Origin of the sequence: Methylobacterium sp. Leaf125 (assembly GCF_001423085.1) — a bacterium.
GTDB lineage: Bacteria > Pseudomonadota > Alphaproteobacteria > Rhizobiales > Beijerinckiaceae > Methylobacterium.
Genome location: NZ_LMNU01000024.1, coordinates 1 through 17,856 on the forward strand (window position 1 = coordinate 1; position 17,856 = coordinate 17,856).

Sequence of the window (17,856 nt, forward strand, 5' to 3'; positions counted from 1 at the left end):
CGCTTGCGCCATCACGCGCAGGCTGCCTAACCTCTCACCCCAGATGGACCAGAGCCTCCGCTCCTGAACACCGCTGAATGTCCCAAATCATCTGACGACGGACAGGCTCGGGTGTTCGACGAGCCAATTCAAGGCGCATCCTTCCCAACCGCTTCAAGGATTACGCGCGCCGTCTCGGCAGGCTGATCCCAATGCGGGAAGTGGCCGCAGCGCTCGAACCAGTGCAGATGGGCCGACGGGAACGCTACCTGGGCGCGTGCCGCCTGGCGCGGCAGCAACAGGTGATCCTGGCGGCCCCAGCCTATGGTGACAAGGCCGGGGGTCGTCGCCGAACCCTGCTGCAACGGCCCGCGTGCCAACTCAAGCAGCATCGCATCGAACACCGGTGTAGCCGCCAGGCTCTGCAACTCCCCTACGACAAGCTGCGGTGGCAGTGCCGACGGACGGGCCGACAGTTGGGCGAGCAGCAGCGTACGGGTGACGGCGTGGCGCGACAGGCCGGCATGGAAGGGCCGCAGCAATCGCACCAAGCGTATCGATGCCGCGAGCGTCCAGTGAAACCAGCGCGTTTCCCATCCGTGCCAGAAACCGCCGGGATCAAGCGCCACGCAGTGCCGACCGATGCCCCGCCGCGCAAGCTCCAGCACCAACCGGCCCCCTACCGAACTGCCGACAAGGTCCGCCGTCGTCAGGCCTTGCGACTGCACGAATCCGGCGAGGGCGTCCGCATGGGCCTCTATCGTCTGACGGCCCGCGAGCGGGGCCGATCCGCCATGTCCCGGCAGGTCGACCAGGATCAGTTCCCGCGAGCCGCGCAATGCGGGCAGGAGCGGATCCCAGGTGCGGAGATTGGACCCCAGCCCATGGACCATGAGTAGTGGCCGGCCCGTGCCAAGGCGCTCGAAGTGTAGTGACATGACGGCATTGCCCTTCAGAATTCGCGCTGCGGTCCGAACATTGGCTCATTGCAGATATCGTGCGGCCGGACGTGTCAGTCCGGTCCGCCTGCCGCTCCTACCGGACGCTTCCAGGCGGCCTCGCCGGTCCTATCACCAGCGACGCGGCGCCGGTCCGACACCACTGCGCGGTAACGCGAGCCCCGGATGTCACCGGGAAAAGCCTATCGAAGTTCGCCCCGAGAGCTGTGCCTTCGATGGTCTCAAAGCCGTAGACGTCACGTCCGCGCCAACTCAGATGCCGGCGTACCAGGCATAGCCCTGGTCCTCCCAGTAGCCGCCCTTGCCGTCGCCGATGTGATCGAAGCTCTCGACCACCTCGATGCGCATCACGTATTTCGCCTGCTTGTAGCCAAGGTTGCGCTCGACCCGCAGGCGCAAGGGAGCGCCGTTCGACACGGGAAGCGCCTGCCCGTTCATGTCGTAGGCGAGGATGGTCTGCGGGTGGAACGCGTCGACCAGGTCGATGCTCTCGTAGAACCGAACCGGCGTTCCGCCGCTCGCCGCATCATCCTCCGTCGCCTGTTGGCCGCCGGAGTCCTTCCTGCTCTCGTCGCCACCCGACTGCTTCGTCATGCTCGGGTTGGCGTTACCGGCAGGGACCTCATCGGCCTCCTCGCCGTCTCCACCGCCTTCGAGCGGACTGCCCTGGTCCATGGTGTCGGCGCAGTGGAATACCACGTAGCGCGCCTGTGGCTTGAGCTTGGCGCGGTTAAGGAGTTCGGAGAGGGGCACCCCGGTCCATTTGCCGATGGCGCTCCACCCCTCGACGCAATCGTGCCGGGTGATCTGGGTTCGGGCCGGAAGCTTGCGGAGGTCGCTCAGGGACAGCTTGAAGGGCGCCTCGACGAGGCCGCCGACCTCCAAGTGATACTTGGCGAACTTGCCCTTTGCCAGGGCCTTGTAGTCCTTGTCGGGCGGGTCCTGGGTCCCGTTCGGCTTGAACCACGGTGAGATGTCGGCCTCGTTGTATTCCGGGGCCAGCGTCCGGTCAGTGAGCAGCAGGCGCTGGACGAACAGGTAGGCGTCCTCGCCGGTCTTGAGGGTACGCCGAAACCACTCCGCGTTGCCGAGGCGGTCGCAGCCGCCGAGCATGGCCGCCGCGGCCACGGCGGACGCTCCCGTCAGGAGGGCGCGTCGGCTGGGAAGGCGGCTCATGACCGGGTCTCCCCGGTGACGGGTGCGGGCTCGACCTTGCGCTCGATCACGAACCAGCCGGTGAGCATGCCGCGCATGTTGTTCCGGAAGCCCGAAAGCAGGACCATGGCGACGTGCACGACCACGAACAGGACGAGCAGAACCGCCACGACGAAGTGGACGGTGCGGGCCGACTGGCGTCCGTCGAACAGCGTCAGCAGGACGGGGAAGGCCGCGTCCATCGCCGGCGACATCGCGAGGCCGGCCAGCACCTGCACCGGCAGGAGCACGAACAGCACGACGAGGTAGGTGAGCTTCTGGATGACGTTGTAGCGCTTGGCCTCGTCGCCCTGCGGGAAACGCAGCGTCAGGTGCTCCCGAATGGAGGCGCCGAAATGCCGGATCTGGTCGCGGGACGGGACAACCCGGAACCGAAGCTGCCCGCTGACCAGGCCGTAGAGCAGATAGGCGAGGCCGTTCAGGACGAAGGCCCATGCGAAGAAGAAGTGCCAGGAACGGCCGCCGGTGAGGTCCTGGTCGCTCGGCAAAGTCGCCCAGGCCGGGAAGCCGCGGTCGGCCGCCTCGCCGTTGGATCCGACCGAGGAGCCGAGCCAACCCGTCGTGTCGAAGCCGTGGCCGAACACCGTCGTCATGCCCTTGGGCGGATCGTCCTCGGTCGTGGACATCGCCAGCAGCGGCGCATCGAAGGTCGAGACCTCGCCCCAGTACAGCGCCGGGTGGGCGTTGAAGATCTGCAGGCCGCTCATCAGCAGGACCAGCAGGCAGACCGCGTTCACCCAGTGGGTGACACGGATGACGAGGGGGTGGCGAAACATCCAGCGGCGACGCTCGACCTCGCCGGTCTCGGGAGCGGATCGGGTCAGGTAGGTTCGAGCCAAACGGTCTTTCCCGCACTCAAGACGGCCAGGGCGGAGGCCCCTGGGTCGGGGCCTCCGGATGCGCACGGCGCCTCGAAATCACATGCCGCGGTTCATCATCATCCGCTTCTTCATCATGTGGCGCTTCATCATCTGCTTCCGCATCATGCGCTTCTTCATCATCATCCGCTCACTGCGGTCCATGCGGACCTGGGTGACGGTCGATGAGCCGGCCTGGAGACCGTTCGGGCCCATCGGGGCCGCGGAGGCGGCGCTGGCCCCGAGCGCGAGGCTGCCGAGGACCGAGGCGGCGAGAGCAAGGGTGGTGATCTTCATTCGATGTCTCCTGTAGGGGGAAAGAATCCCCTTTCGCACAGGGAGAGAAGAGAAGGTACGCCCTACAAGTTCCTGAAATATCGAAGAAAAATCTGGTTTCGATGGATTGGGGGCGCAATGAGCCGGACGCCGAGGCAGGGCCTCGCGCCGCGCCCAGGCCGGGCGTACGTCGACTTGTACGGAGGCATGCAAGGGAAAGTTTCAGCCCAGGCTAGGGACGCCAACGGTCCATCTCCGGGGCGACGCGATCAGTTGCGGGTTACGTGGGCCAAGGCGAAAGGTTGATCAGGGAGCGCCAGCCCGCGATGCCGCGCGTGAGCGAAGCCCTGCTCACTCTGCCTTTGCCGCGCCGGGCGTCGGTCAGCCCCGAGGGGAATGCCCACCAAGCCCTCGTAGATGGAGCAGGGCAGCCGCCGTGACGCGCAATTCCATGGCATGGATGCGCCGACAGCGGGCCGGAACGCTCAAGGCCGGAACGTGCACGTCCCCAGTCCTGCGTACCGCCAAATCCGCCAGGGCCTCGGCATGGGCCTCGCGCCCGACGGCCTCGTCCAGCGGGGGCGCATCAAACCGCGTGTCTCCTTCCGCATCCCGTTCCGCGTCGCGCCGTTGCCCGCAGGCCCGTCGGAGTGGTGATGGCGACGCGACCACGGCCGGTCGCTTCGATCACGCCCCAACAGGCCTTGCCGCCGCCGCTTTGTCGTCACATGGGGCGCCCGGCGTATCCCGGCGTTGACGGCCGGCATCGTCCCACCTACCGCCATAGACGAAGGAGTGCACGAGTGGAGCGAGCCGCGAACCTGACGGCGGACGACTTCCGCGCGCTCGCCGACGCGCTGCCGCAGATGGCCTGGGTCGCCGAGCCGAGTGGCGACATCATCTGGTACAACCGGCGCTGGTACGACTTCACGGGAACCACCCTCGAACAGATGCGTGGATGGGGCTGGCGCGACGTCCACCATCCCGACCATGTCGAGCGCGTCGTCGCGCGCATCGGCGAGGCGTTCCGGACCGGCGAGCCATGGCAGGACACCTTTCCGCTCCGTGGCGCCGACGGCGAGTACCGCTGGTTCCTGTCGCTGGCACAACCGCATCGCGGGCCGGACGGACGCGTCGTGCGCTGGTTCGGGACCAATACCGACATCACCGAGCGCAAGGGAATGGAGCGCAGGCTCGCCCGGCACGCCATCGATCTGCGACGCTCGAACGAGGAACTTGAGCAGTTCGCCTACGTCGCCTCCCACGACCTGAAGGCGCCCTTACGCGGGATCGAGAATCTTGTCGGGTGGATCGAGGAGGACCTCGAAGGCTCGCTGACCGGCGACGTCCAGACCAACATGGAGCTGCTGAAGAGCCGCGTGCGTCGGCTGGACAGCCTGCTCGACGATCTCCTGGCCTACTCGCGGGCGGGACGCGGCGAGGCCGCCGTCGACCGGATCGACACGATGGCCCTCGTCGAGGAACTCGCCGTCCTCGTCAGCCCGCCGGAAGGGTTCAGCATCACGGCGGATAACTCGCTACCGACGCTCCAGGCCGCCCGGGCACCGCTCACGCAGGCCTTGCAGAACCTCATCGGCAACGCCATCAAACACCACGACCGGCCTGCGGAGGGGCACATCCGTGTCGAGGCACGGTTGGCGGGGGACGCGGTCGAGTTCGTTGTGACCGACGACGGCCCGGGTATCCCCGAACAGTTCCGCGAGCGCGTGTTCGGCATGTTCCAGACGCTCAAGCCCCGCGACGAGGTCGAGGGCAGCGGCATGGGGCTCGCCATCGTGCGCAAGCTGGTCGACCGTCAGGGCGGCAAGGTCTGGCTCGCCGACGGGCCGGACGGACGCGGGCTGGCGGTGCATTTCACGTGGCCGCTCGACGGCGGGAAAGGGCGGACGGATGGGCTCGACGGTTAATATCCTGCTGGTCGACGACGACGAGGTCGACGTCCAGGGACTGAAACGCGCCTTCAAGAAGAGCAAGATCGCCAACCCGATCACGGTCGCCCGCGACGGCATCGAGGCGCTGGAGGTCCTGCGCGGCGAGAACGGGCGCGAGCGCCTGCCCAAGCCGCACCTGATCCTGCTCGACCTGAACATGCCGCGCATGAACGGCATCGAGTTCCTGGAGGCGGTGCGCGCCGACGAGGACCTGCGCTCGGCGGTGGTGTTCATGATCACCACGTCGAAGGCCGACGAGGACCGGATGCGCGCCTACGGGCACAACGTCGCCGGCTACATCGTCAAGCGCGACCCGGCCAACACCTTCATGGAGGCGGTCGCGCTGCTGGAACACTATTGGAAGGTGGTCGAGTTCCCGGCCTGAGCCAGAGCGTGACTTCCCCGACCCGCATCCTGCTGATCGACGACGACGCGGTCGACCGGGCGGCCGTGCGCCGGGCATTGGCCAAGTCCGGGCTCAAGCACACGCTGACGGAGGCGCCTGGAGGCGACGAGGGCCTGCGCCTTGCCGCGCTGGAAACCTTCGACTGCGTGCTGCTCGACTACCGTCTTCCGGGCATCGACACGTTCGCGCTGCTCAGGACGCTGCTGGAGGCCGAGGGGCATTCGCGGGCGGTGCTGATGCTGACCGGCGAGGCCGACCCGGACCTCGCGACGCGCCTGATGCGTGCGGGCGCGCTCGACTACCTCGACAAGGCCGAGGTCACGCCCTCCGGCCTGGCACGGGCGATCCGCTACGCCGAGGCCAGGCGCGCCTTCCAGGCGGAGCTCGCCGTGGCACGGCGCGAGGCGGAAGCGAAGTCGCTCGAACTCGATACGCTGAATCGGCAGAAATCCCTTCTGTTCTCGATCATCGCCCATGACCTGCGCAATCCGTTCCAGGCGCTCCTCGGTCTATCGGAGGTGTTGGGCAAGGCCGTCGCGGCGCGCGACCCCGCGTCCGTCGAGCGCCGGGCGAAAGGCATCCATGAGGCGGCGACGCAGGCCTACGACCTGCTCGAAAGCCTGTTCTCCTGGGCCAGCCTGCAGATGGACACGATGGCGGTGGCCCTGACAGACGTCGGCCTCGACGCCCTCGCCACCGAGGTGATGCAGGGCGCGTCCGAGGCTGCCGCCGACAAGGGCATCGACTTGGTGGTCACGTGCGACCGGGTCGCCGTTCGGGCACAACGGGACATGCTCGCGACGGTGCTGCGCAACCTCGTGAGCAACGCGGTCAAGTTCACGCTGCCGGGCGGGACCGTCACGGTGGCCGGTCGACGCGACGGCGACGAGGTGGAGATTTCGGTGACCGACACCGGCGTCGGCATGCCGCCGGGGAAGGTCGACGACCTGTTCCGGCTCGACAGGCGCACGACGACGAACGGCACTGCGGGCGAGCGCGGTACCGGTCTCGGCCTGTTGCTTTGTCGAGACCTGGTCGAGCGCCAGGGAGGCGTCCTGACGGTGACAAGCGTCATCGACCGTGGGACGACCTTCCGGTTTCGGCTGCCGGCCCCGGTCATGTCGCAACCGGTATCGTCGGTCGTGTCGGCCACCTCAGAGCCCGAATGACATCTCCGACACGACAGGGCCCGGGCTGGAAGAGAACGTCGCGAAGGCGCGGCAGGACGTCATATGTCGGGTGTGTCTGTCCGACGGCTCCCTGTTCGACCTGCGGCAAGAGCTGATGGGCGTGGCGGAACGCGTCGCCGCCCCTGTCGGTGTGCAGGGCGCTTCCCCAGGGCGGCCGCGGAAGGACCGATGACGATGGGGCTCGGTCCCGTCTCGTATCATCCCGCGACGGCAACGACGATTCAGTTGGCGCACTCGGCGGACCGAGCCTTGCCGTCGAGCGTTGAACCCTGTGCTCGGGAAACCGCGTCCCAACTTTTAGAACCCGAGGCCGAATTCCCAAATGTCCGCCCATGCTCGCGTCACCGACACATGGAGCCCAAGCCGAGGCTTAGCCTCCGAGGCCCGAAACGATTTTCGCGGGGCATGAGGTGGTGAGCGACAAGACGGCATTCCTGGCTGGGGGCGGTGAGGCCGCTCGCCTCATCCGCGAGCGCGACTGGTCGGACCATCCTCTCGGTCCGCCGGAGACGTGGTCGTCCGAGTTCCGGACCGCCCTCTCGCTGGTTCTGAACTCGCCCGAGAGCATGATCCTGGCCTGGGGGCCGGACCTGCATTTCTTCTTCAACGACACCTATTCCCGGCTGCTCGGGCCGCGGCTCGCCTGGGCGACCGGCGAGCGCTTCGACCGGGTCTGGGCCGACGCCTGGGAACAGGCCCAGCCCATCATCGCGGACGCCTTCGCCGGCCGCACCCGTCGCTTCGAGGACCTACCCTGGAAGCTCGACACCGACCGGGGGGCGGCTCAGACCTGGTTCACCTTCTCCTACTCCCGGGTGCTTGATGCCGATGGCGGGATCGCGGGGCTCTTCATCTTCACCAACGAGACCACCCAGCGGGTGGTGGCCGACGCCGCGCTCAAGGAGAGCCAGGACAACCTGGAGCAGGCGCTCGACGAGGTGCGGAGCCTGAACGCGACCCTGGAGCAGCGGGTTGAGGAGCGCACGACCGAGCGGGACCTGATGTGGGACACCGCCCCGGACCTGATGCTGATCATCGATTTCGAGGGGGTGTTCCGGCGGGTCAACCCGGCCTGGACCCTGCTGCTCGGCTACGAGGCGGAGGAACTGGTCGGACACCACGTCAACGAGTTCGTCCTCGCCGAGGACCATGCCGGGACGGTCGAGGCCTATACCGAGGCGGCCGGGGGCGGGCTGCCCCGTATCGTCAACCGCTATCGACACAAGGACGGGTCGACGCGCTGGATCTCCTGGACCGCCGCCCCGGCCGGGAACCTGACCTATGCGACCGGGCGGGACATCACCCTTGCGCGGGAAAGGCAGGCCGAACTGGAGCATGCGCAGGAGGCCCTTCGGCAATCCCAGAAGCTCGAAGCCGTCGGCCAGCTCACCGGCGGCGTCGCGCATGACTTCAACAATCTCCTCACAATCATCCGCTCGTCGGTGGACTTCCTGCGCCGGCCGGACCTGCCCGAGGCGCGCAAGGACCGCTACCTCAACGCAGTCTCGGACACCGTGGAGCGGGCGGCCAAGCTCACCGGCCAATTGCTGGCCTTCGCCCGTCGCCAGGCCCTGAAGCCCGAGGTGTTCGACGTCGGCCGGAAGGTGAGCGCCATCGCCGAGATGCTCGACACCGTCACCGGCGCCCGCGTCCGCGTGCTCACGGATGTGCCTCGCACGCCATGCTTCGTCAGGGCCGACCTGAGCCAGTTCGAGACCGCGCTCATCAACATCGCCGTCAACGCCCGTGATGCCATGGACGGTGAGGGAACACTGACCCTGCGCCTCGGGTGCGGGGCGGCCCTGCCTCCCATCCGTGGTCACGCGGGCTCGCGCGAGGCCTTCGCCGCGGTCTCCCTGACCGATACGGGCTCCGGCATCCGACCCGAGCAGCTCGCACGCATCTTCGAGCCGTTCTTCACCACCAAGGAAATCGGCAAGGGCACGGGCCTCGGCCTGTCGCAGGTGTTCGGGTTCGCAAAGCAGTCGGGTGGGGACGTCGACGTGGCCAGCACGGTCGGGGAAGGCACCACCTTCACCCTCTACCTGCCCGAGGTCGAGACCGAGGAAGAGCCCGCGCGGGAACGCGGACACGAAGGCGACCTGGCCCCCTTGGGCACGGGCCAGCGCATCCTGGTGGTCGAGGACAACATCGGCGTCGGGCAATTCGCGACCCAGATCCTGGAGGATCTGGGTTACCGGCCGACCTGGGCGGTCAACGCCGAGGAGGCGCTGGACCGGCTCGGCGAGGACGGGCGCGACTTCGACCTGGTCTTCTCCGACGTGGTGATGCCGGGTATGGGCGGCGTGGAACTCGCCAAGACGTTGCAGGGGCGAATGCCGCGATTGCCGGTGGTGCTGGCGTCCGGCTACAGCCACGTGCTGGCGCAGGAAGGCACGCACGGGTTCGAGTTGCTGCAGAAGCCGTACTCGGCGGTCCAGCTCGGCCGTATCCTGCACCAGGTCCTCGGCCTGCGGTAGGACCTGGCGACCCTCCTGGGCCCGACACCGGGACGAGCATCGTTTCCGGGGACCGTCTCAGGCGGCCGCCTCGTTCCTGTCGGCCTCCTGCATTGCGGCCAGCGGCGCCTCAAGCCGGCAGGTCAGTCCGGTCGGGGCATAGGTCAGCCTGACCTCGCCGCCGACCTCCGCCGCGAAGCTGCGCTCGATCAGGCGGGAGCCGAAGCCTCGCCGGGTCGGCTGGGCCAGAATGGGCGGGCCACCCTGCTCGGTCCAGGTCAGCGAGAAACGTGGGGCCTCGCCCTCGTGGACTACGTGCCAGCGAAGGTCGACGCCGCCTGTCTCAACGGATAGGGCGCCGTACTTGGCGGCGTTGGTCGCGAGCTCGTGCAGGGACAGAGCCAGCGCGAGGGCCGCCTTGGCGGACAGGGGAACGTCAGGGCCACTGGCGCGGATGCGGGACGCCGTCCCACCGCGATGGACGGACAGGGCGCCCTCCACCACCTCGGCGATGGGCGCCTCCGTCCAGCTAGCCTGGGTCAGGATGTCGTGCGCCCGGCCGAGCGACATCAGGCGCGCGGAAAATGCCTCGCGCGCTTCCTCGGCGCCTTCGACGTTGCGAAAGGTCTGGGCGGCGATGGCCTGGACCATCGCCAGCGTGTTCTTCACCCGGTGCTGCAACTCGCCCGTCAGCAGGCGCTGGTGCTCCTCGGCCCGCTTGCGCTCGCTGATGTCGAACATGGCGCCGATCATCCGGATCGCCTTGCCCCCCGCGTTCCGGATGACGTTGCCGCGGTCGAGGATGTCCGCGAAGCTGCCGTCCGCACGACGGAACCGGTACTCGTCCGTCCAGGCCGTCCCCGCGCTGTCGATGACGGCGTGGATCGACCGGTCGACCCGGGCGCGGTCCTCGGGATGGATGTGGGCGATCCACCAGTCGCCGGTCGGCTCGACCGCGTCCGGCGCATGCCCGTGGGCGGTCTGGAGCGCCTCGTTCCAGAGGACGTGACCCGTGGCGAGGTCCCAGTCCCAGATCGCGTCGTTGGTGGCCCGGGCGGCCAGCCGGTAGCGTTCCTCGGCCTCGCGCACCGCCTCCTCGGCACGCCTGTCGGCGGTGATGTCGCGCGCGGTGCCGATCAGGCGGATCGCTCGCCCGTTCTCGAACAGCGTCTGGCCCTTGGCCGACACCCAGCGTTCGGTCCCGTCCTCCGGGGCTACGGTCCGGTAGGCGACATCGTACGTGCCGCTTCCCGCCGGATCGAGGGCGGCGTTCACCGCTTCCGTGGCGCCGTCCCGGTCGGCCGGGTGAACGCGGGCGAGGTAGACATCCAGGTCGACATGCGCGTCCGGCCCGAGGCCGAAGAAGGACTTGGTACGGGCGTCCCAGACGAGGTCGTCCGCGACGAGGTCGTAGTCGAAGATGCCGGTGGCGGTCGCATCCACCGCCAAGCGCAGTTGCTCCTGCGTCTTGAGCAGCCCGTCCTCGGCCTGGCGACGGTCGTGGATGTCGAGCGACGTGCCGATCCAACTCGCGACCGCGCCGCTCTTGTCCGCCACCGGCCGGGCCCGCGACAGGAACCAGCGGTACTGTCCGTCAGTCCGACGCAGGGGGAACTCGATCTCGTACGGCTGCCCGGAGGCGACCGCGTCCGCCCACGCCACCCGCACGGCCTCCAGATGGTCGGGGTGGATCGCATTCGCCCAATCCACGTGGCCAGGCTCGTCCTGAGGCTGGCCTGTGTAATCGTACCAATAGGCGTTGCAGTAGGTCACGGTTCCGCCCGCGTCACCGAACCAGACGACCTGGGGGCTGACCTCGACGAGCGAGCGGTAGCGCATCTCGCTGGCTTCCAGGGCGGCGCCGGCCTCGCGCTGGTCCGTGCGGTCGCGCAGGATCTTCACGAACCCGATGGTCTCGCCGCCCTCTGTCCGAAGCGGCATCAGCTCGCCCGATGCCCAGAACCGGGTGCCGTCCTTGCGCAGGTGACAACGCTCGTCGGGGGCCCCACCGCGTTCCTGGGCGAGACGCATCTCAATCCCCGGCCGGTCGGCGGCGCGATCCTCCGGCGTGAAGAAGCCGTCGAGCGGTTGCCCAAGCATCTCCGCCTCGGTCCAGCCGAGGATGCGCTCGGCACCTGCGTTCCAACGGGTGACACGGCCCTCAGGGTCGGTGGAGACGATGGCGTAATCGATGGCGCTGTCGAGGATGCGCTCGTGCAGCAGGCGCTGTTCGGCCTGCTCCCTGAGCGACCGGCGCAACTCCATCTGCGCCATGGCCTGGCGGGCCAGACGCATCAGGCCCTTGCGTTGCCGCTCGGAGAGGGCGTGCGGCTTGGTGTCGAGCACGCACACCGTGCCAACCGGATGGCCCTCCGCCGTCTTCAGCAGGGCGCCGGCGTAGAAGCGCAGGCCCGTCTTACCATGGACAAGCGGATTGCCTGCGAAGCGCGCGTCGCTGGCGGCGTCGGGCACGTACAGGAAGTCCTCCTGCAGGAGGGCCTGCCGGCAGAACGAGGTCTCCAGGGGGGTCTCGCGGACGCCGAGGCCGACCTCCGCCTTGAAGAACTGGCGTCCGTCGCCGACCAGGTTGACCACGGCGATGGGGGTTTCGCACAGTTCCGCGGCGGCCTCCGCGATCTCGTCGAAGTCCTGCTCGCGCGGGGTGTCCAACAGTTGGTAGCGGTCGAGGGCGCGAAGGCGGGCGACCTCGCCATCGCGCGTCGTGGAATGGTCCATGTCACTGATGGGCTTGGGCAACGGATCGTCCCCCAGGGAGCGGACCGCGGTGGCGGGAGCAAGGCCGGCATTCCACGGGCCGCCGAAACTGTTCGTGAGGAGGGCCTGCCGGACGTTTGGGTCCGGCTCCGATTCCCGCACGGACGGCGGCGGCGCGGGCGACAGACACGCTCAACCGCGCCTCGGTCCGGCGTCCCGGACAGCGCGGCGCAGGACGCGCGACAGGTCGGCCACGGAATAGGGTTTCGGCAGCAGGTCGAACCCGTGGGTTCCCTCGGCCGCCAGGACATCGCTGTAGCCCGAGGTCAGGACGACGGGCAGGTCCGGACGACGCCTGCGGATCTCGCCCGCGAGCTCGACGCCGTTCATGCCCGGCATCATCACGTCCGAGAACACCACCTCGAAGCGGAACGGGATGCGCTCGATCTCGGCCAGCGCCTTCGCTCCATCCGTCGCCCACACCGTGGAGTAGCCGAGCTCGCTCAGGGCTTGCTGCGCGAACGCGCCGACGTCGATGTTGTCCTCGACGACGAGAACGCAGGTGCCGTGCCCCTCTGCGAGGGCCTCGGGCTCCCCGGCCGGCTCCTCGGAACCGGCGGGGGCGACGCGCGGCAGATAGAGAGTGAAGGTCGTGCCGTCGCCGGCCGTGCTCTCGACCGTGATCTCCCCGCCGGACTGCTTAGCGAAGCCGAACACCTGGCTCAGGCCGAGCCCCGTGCCCTGGCCGACGGTCTTGGTCGTGAAGAACGGCTCGAAGATGCGCTCCAGGTTTCCTGGCGCGATGCCGGAGCCCGTGTCGGAGATCGACACGGCGACGAAATCACCGCGCCGGCGCGGATGCGCCCGCACGGCCGGGACGGCTGCCGCCCGTCGGAGCCGGATGCGCAGGTGCCCCTCGCCGTTCATCGCATCGCGGGCGTTGACGACGAGGTTCACCAGCGCGGTGTCGAATTGGCTCGGGTCGGCGTTCACGTGCAGGTCCGGCCGGTCGCCATCAGGCAGGTCGAGCTCGACGTGGATGCGGGATCCCGTGAGCGTGCCGACCATGTCGGACAGAGCCGCCACGGCGCGGTTTACCGCGAAGGCCTCGGGGCGCAGCGCCTGCCGCCGAGCGAACGCTAGGAGCTGTCCGGTCAGCTTGGCGGCCCGGTCGACCGTGTCGGAGATCGCGCCGACGTAGCGCTGGCGGCGCTCCTCGGCGAGGTCGGGCCGCTTCAGCAGGTCGGTGGACGACTTGATGACGGTCAGCAAATTGTTGAAGTCATGCGCGACACCGCCTGTGAGCTGTCCCACCGCCTCCAGCTTCTGCGACTGGCGCAGCTGTTCCTCAAGGGTGCGGCGCTCGGTGATGTCGCGGCCGGCCGCGTAGAAGCGGTCTCCGGTCGGGATGGCGTTCCACGAGAACCAGCGATGGCCGCCGTCCCGCGTCCTAACGCGGACGTCGACGTCGTCGATGGCTTCCCCGCCGCTGACCCGCTGGAAGGCCCGCCCCGCCGCCTCCCGGTCGTCGGGATGGATCAGGGCGTCGAAGCGGGCGCCGACCACCTCGGCGAGATCCCATCCCAGTGTCGCGGTCCAGGCGTCGTTGGCCGAGTGGAAGTTGCCGTCGAACCCGCAGACCACCAGCAGGTCGCGGCTCGCCTGCCAGACGAGATCGCGCTCGGTGGTCTTTTCGTCCGCGGTGGCCTGGAGCCTAGTCTCGGCCCGGCGCCGGTCGGTGATGTCGTTGAACAGCAGGGCGATCCGGTGCTGCTCGGGCTCGCCCACGCGCAGGGCGTGGACGTCGAACCAGCGGCCCATCGCGACGGCGCCGCTCTCGAACCGCGCCGGCCGGCCGGTGAGCGCGACCTCGCCGCAGGTGTCGAACCAGGAGCGTTCGAGGCCCGGCACCAACTCGCCGATCCACCGGCCCGCGGCGTCGTGCAGCCCGGTCTGGGCCGCGAAGGCTGGGTTCGTCTCGACGAAGCGGTAGTAGATTGCCCGTCCCTCTGCGTCGAAGCGCATCTCGACGATGCAGAAGCCGCTGTCGACGGCGTCGAACAGGGCGCGGTAGCGGGCCTCGCTTTCGGCCAGCACGCCCTCGGCGGTGCGAAATCGGGTGACGTCGAGCTGGCTCGCGAAGAAATACCGGAGGGCCCCGTCGGGGTCGAAGACGGGGCTGACGTAGAGTTCGTTGCGGAAGGGCGTCCCGTCGCGATGGTAGTTCAGAATCTCGACGACGACGTCGCGGCGCGCGGCGATGGCGTCGCGCACCTTGGCGGTGTCGGCCGGGTCGGTGCCTGGCCCCTGGAGGAAGCGGCAGTTGCGCCCGATCAGTTCACTTGCCTCGTAACCGCAGAGGTTCTGGAACGCCCGGTTGGCGAAGACGATGGGATTGTCGGGCTGGTTCGGGTCGGTGATGATCTGCGGCATGCGGGTCTTCTCCGCCGCCGTGAACAGCAGGTCGGGCGAGGCCGCCGACGTGCGCTGTCCGTGCCCGGGCCGGCGCAAGCCGTCCTGACGCTCGCCCTCCAGCATCGCCACCCGGGCTTCGAGCTCGCGCTCGCGCCGCCTCAGTCTCTCGATCTCGGCTTTCATGGCCCCTCGGTTGGCGCGTGGATACCTTTCGAGGCGACACGGAACAATGCCGAAACGATCAATAGTCGTGGTCGCGCCGCAGTAGCGGCCCGAAGCGGGAAGGCTTGGGAAAGTTCACGGTGTCGTGATAGGTCTCGGGAATTACAGCCCGGGCGTTCACCATAAGTTTGCTTGGCGCGACAACAACCGAGCGCCACGCAAGTTGGCGGACAGCAAATGGCCCCCCGGTCGCGATGCCTGCTCTTATACCGGCGCATCTCCGACAAATGACCACGTGACCCTGCCCCAGCAAACTGGTCCGCGCTGAGCGCAAGCTTTTCGGGCATCCTGAACCCTGAAGGAGGGTGGATGCCATGCCTCGCAAACGCTTCACGAACGAATAGATCGGCTTCGACCTTCGGCAGGCGGAGAATGGCGCCACGGTGGACGAGGTCTGCTTTCCGATGGCTGCTGCATCCGAGCTGATGTCGAAACAGCGTTAGTCCAAGCCGCGACGCGGAGGCATTTCGGGCTGATGCAGGAAGCGTCCCGGCTCCGGGCAGGGACGCGTCGCTTGCCGGCTTAGTCGCTGAATCCGGCGAGAACGACCTTGCCCTTCGCCTTCCCGCTCTCGATGAGTGCGTGGGCGCGTGCCAGGTTGGCGGCGTCGATCGGACCGAAGGTCTCGCTCAACGTCGTGCGCAGCCTTCCCGCATCGATCAGGCGGGCGATCTCGGTCAGGATCGCGTGCTGCCGTTCCATGTCGGCGGTCTGGAACAGCGAGCGGGTGAACATCAGCTCCCAGTGCAGCGACAGGCTCTTGGGCTTGAGCGGCATTACGTGCAGTCTCAGGTTCTAGATCCTTTATCCGGCACCTGACCGATCTAAGGGCCGCAGTAGGCCTTGGGGTAGCGTGAATGGCTTTGCGTGGAGAGCTCTACCTCCGGGTAAGGCAACGCCAAGTCTCCACTTTGTGCCTTCCAATTCTCGACTTGGCGCAGCTTGAACCCTCGCTATGCCGACAGCATCTTCTGGCCTCGCTCGAAGGTCCCGCCCCTTCGACTTTGGCTGATCCTCTCAGCCAAAGTCGAAGCCAGCCGATCAGGTCTGCCGAGCGTGACGCCGTTCTTGTCAGTCCACCAGTCGAGCAACTTCGATAGGACCGCGGGTGGTTGCGAACCCGAATGGCGCGCAGTGTTCGGCGCAGGACGACCAAGTTTACGACCAAGATCGCGCGAGCCTTACCGGGATGGAACCGACCAGCAGTCGGGTTTCCCCCGCCAGCCGGTTCGGCCTCACTCGAACGCCACTGTCAGGAGCGCGGCTCTGCGACGACTTTATGATGTCGAAGGGTTAAGCCGAGGAATACGATCGCTAGAACGCAGGACGCGAGCAGGAGGATGAAGCAGCCGTTCCAGCCGTAGCGATCCGTCGTGTAGCCCACCAGGGCACTCGCTGCCACTGAGCCGCCCAGGTAGCCGAACAGGCCGGTAAAGCCGGCGGCGGTTCCCGCTGCCTTTTTCGGGACTAGTTCCAGGGCCTGCAGGCCGATCAGCATGACGGGTCCGTAGATCAGGAAGCCGATGCAGATCAGCGCCCCGAGATCGACACCTGGGTTTCCTTCCGGATTAAGCCAGTAGACCAAGGTCGCCACCATGACGCCGACCATGAAGACGACGCCTGTCGCACCGCGGTTGCCACGAAACAGTTTGTCAGAAAGCCAGCCACACAGCAGCGTGCCGGGGATGCCGGCCCATTCATACAGGAAGTAGGCCCAGGAAGTTTTGTCGACGGAGAAGTGCTTGGCTTCCTTTAGGTAGGTAGGGGCCCAGTCCAGCACGCCGTAGCGCAGCAGGTAGACGAAGACGTTGGCTAGCGCGATGTACCAGAGCAGGCGGTTCTTGAGCACGTGCTCGACGAAGATCTCCCGCGTGGAGAACTCGCGCTCATGGTTGGCGTCGTACCCCTCGGGGAAATCCTGCTTCCAGGTTTCCACGGACGGGAGGCCGCACGATTGCGGCGTGTCGCGCATGGCCAGGAACGCGAAGACCGCCACCCCGAGCGCAACGGCCGCCGGGACATAGAAGGCCGAGTGCCAGTCATTCGTCCAGGCCAACCCGATTAGGAACAGGGGGCCGATCAGCCCGCCGCCGACATTGTGGGCCACATTCCAGACCGACACGACGCCGCCGCGTTCCTTCTGGGACCACCAATGGACCATGGTTCGGCCGCTCGGCGGCCAGCCCATGCCCTGGAACCAGCCGTTCAGGAACAACAGAACGAACATCGTAGTCACGCTCGAAGTCGCCCAGGGGGCGAAGCCGAAGAGGAGCATCACCAAAGCCGACAGCACCAAGCCGATCGGCAGGAAGTACCGTGAATTCGAACGGTCCGAGACTAGACCCATGAGAAACTTGGACAGGCCGTACGCGATGGCGACCGCGGACAGGGCCGTCCCGAGTTCGCCGCGGCTGTAGCCCTGCTCGACGAGGTACGGCATGGCCAGGGAGAAGTTCTTGCGCAGCAGGTAGTAGCCTGCATAGCCGATAAAGATCCCTGCGAAGATCTGCCAGCGCAGGCGCCTGTACGTCGGGTCGATACGGTCCGCAGGCAGGAGGGGCCGGTGGGACGCAGGAGCCAGAAAACCGATCATGGAGATCTTTCGTGCTTCGGACTGGGCGACGAGGTTGCTGTAGCGAAGAGCGGTAGGGATCTTGGGATCAGGCGCCTGTCACGCGGAAGCGCCGGCGGATCGGTCGGTCTCGTCCAGTCGAAGCATTCGTTCCTCCTCTTTCGTGGCATGTCTCCGGCCAAGACCGGGCTGCCCTCGTTGATCGTCCTTTGAATGTGCGCTGAGCGAGTTCTCCCGCTCAGCCGGCCGCGGCGAGCTCCCCGGCTTGGTCCCGGAGGGTCGACATCCGAGCTGCAAGACCCGCGGTGTCATCCGCTGAAAAGGCGAGGCCGAGCTTGGAACGGCGCCAGAGCACGTCCTCGGCGGTACGGGCCCATTCGTGCGTCATCATCCAGCGCAGTTCGCCTTCGTGCAGGCCGTGGCCCAGGTCCTCGCCCAGCCGCTCGGCAATGCGCAGAGCGTCTGTCCCATAAGCCGCCACCATGCGACGGACGGTGCTCGGCGCGAGGCGGGGTGCCGCGTGAGCGAGGCGGTCTTCGACTGGGATTGCCCCGGTTTGGTGGACACCGAGAACGCTTTCGCGTGAGGTGTTTGTCCGATGCCCAAGACCCGTCCCGCATACCCCGCCGAGTTCCGCCG

The 17,856-nt window shown here is 67.6% G+C and carries 12 protein-coding genes and 1 pseudogene; 4 read left to right on the top strand and 9 right to left on the bottom strand.

Features of this window, described 5'->3' with window-relative positions:
* Positions 1-128 precede the first annotated feature (128 nt).
* The 4 genes from ASF58_RS17870 to ASF58_RS17885 all read right to left on the bottom strand — a co-directional run bounded on the left by ASF58_RS17870 (position 129) and on the right by ASF58_RS17885 (position 3,307).
* Positions 129-872, bottom strand: a complete 744-nt coding sequence (locus ASF58_RS17870) for an alpha/beta fold hydrolase (RefSeq protein ID WP_244477383.1) — start codon at positions 870-872, stop codon at positions 129-131.
* 318 nt (positions 873-1,190) lie between these two features.
* Positions 1,191-2,114 carry a molybdopterin-dependent oxidoreductase gene (locus ASF58_RS17875; protein ID WP_055955517.1) on the bottom strand — a complete coding sequence of 308 codons (924 nt, stop codon included), beginning with the start codon at positions 2,112-2,114 and terminating at the stop codon, positions 1,191-1,193.
* Positions 2,111-2,929 carry a cytochrome b/b6 domain-containing protein gene (locus ASF58_RS17880; RefSeq protein ID WP_055955548.1) on the bottom strand — a complete coding sequence of 273 codons (819 nt, stop codon included), beginning with the start codon at positions 2,927-2,929 and terminating at the stop codon, positions 2,111-2,113. Before ASF58_RS17880 ends, ASF58_RS17875 begins: the two co-directional genes overlap by 4 nt.
* 141 nt (positions 2,930-3,070) lie before the next feature.
* Positions 3,071-3,307 (bottom strand): hypothetical protein, encoded by a 237-nt coding sequence (locus tag ASF58_RS17885; protein WP_055955519.1) that lies wholly within the window; start codon positions 3,305-3,307, stop codon positions 3,071-3,073.
* A 782-nt stretch (positions 3,308-4,089) separates the two neighbouring features.
* On the opposite strand from ASF58_RS17885, the gene ASF58_RS17895 reads away from it, so the two are divergent.
* The 4 genes from ASF58_RS17895 to ASF58_RS17910 all read left to right on the top strand — a co-directional run bounded on the left by ASF58_RS17895 (position 4,090) and on the right by ASF58_RS17910 (position 9,314).
* Positions 4,090-5,214, top strand: coding sequence for a PAS domain-containing sensor histidine kinase (locus tag ASF58_RS17895; protein ID WP_055955526.1), 1,125 nt, complete (start codon positions 4,090-4,092; stop codon positions 5,212-5,214).
* A complete protein-coding gene (locus ASF58_RS17900) occupies positions 5,198-5,623 on the top strand; it encodes a response regulator (RefSeq protein WP_055955528.1) in 426 nt (141 codons plus the stop codon). Before ASF58_RS17895 ends, ASF58_RS17900 begins: the two co-directional genes overlap by 17 nt.
* Positions 5,624-5,631: 8 nt before the next feature.
* Positions 5,632-6,813, top strand: coding sequence for a hybrid sensor histidine kinase/response regulator (locus ASF58_RS17905; protein WP_055955531.1), 1,182 nt, complete (start codon positions 5,632-5,634; stop codon positions 6,811-6,813).
* Between the two features lie 434 nt (positions 6,814-7,247).
* Positions 7,248-9,314, top strand: coding sequence for a PAS domain-containing sensor histidine kinase (locus tag ASF58_RS17910; RefSeq protein ID WP_055955551.1), 2,067 nt, complete (start codon positions 7,248-7,250; stop codon positions 9,312-9,314).
* Positions 9,315-9,371: 57 nt separating this feature from the next.
* Here the strand turns inward: ASF58_RS17910 and ASF58_RS17915 are convergent, their stop codons facing one another.
* The 5 genes and pseudogenes from ASF58_RS17915 to ASF58_RS17935 form a co-directional block, all read right to left on the bottom strand.
* The gene (locus ASF58_RS17915; RefSeq protein WP_055955533.1) at positions 9,372-12,029 is read right to left on the bottom strand and encodes a PAS domain-containing protein; all 2,658 of its coding nucleotides are present in this window, start codon (positions 12,027-12,029) and stop codon (positions 9,372-9,374) included.
* A gap of 171 nt (positions 12,030-12,200) precedes the next feature.
* Complete coding sequence (locus ASF58_RS17920) at positions 12,201-14,606, bottom strand: PAS domain S-box protein (protein ID WP_055955536.1); 2,406 nt, start codon at positions 14,604-14,606, stop codon at positions 12,201-12,203.
* A gap of 561 nt (positions 14,607-15,167) precedes the next feature.
* A pseudogene (locus ASF58_RS17925) lies at positions 15,168-15,431 on the bottom strand (zinc-binding dehydrogenase); the annotation flags it as partial.
* A gap of 466 nt (positions 15,432-15,897) precedes the next feature.
* Positions 15,898-17,238, bottom strand: a complete 1,341-nt coding sequence (glpT, locus tag ASF58_RS17930; protein WP_055955542.1) for a glycerol-3-phosphate transporter — start codon at positions 17,236-17,238, stop codon at positions 15,898-15,900.
* Between the two features lie 217 nt (positions 17,239-17,455).
* A partial coding sequence (locus tag ASF58_RS17935) for a glycerol-3-phosphate dehydrogenase C-terminal domain-containing protein (RefSeq protein WP_280137555.1) occupies positions 17,456-17,856 on the bottom strand: 401 nt, incomplete at its 5' end.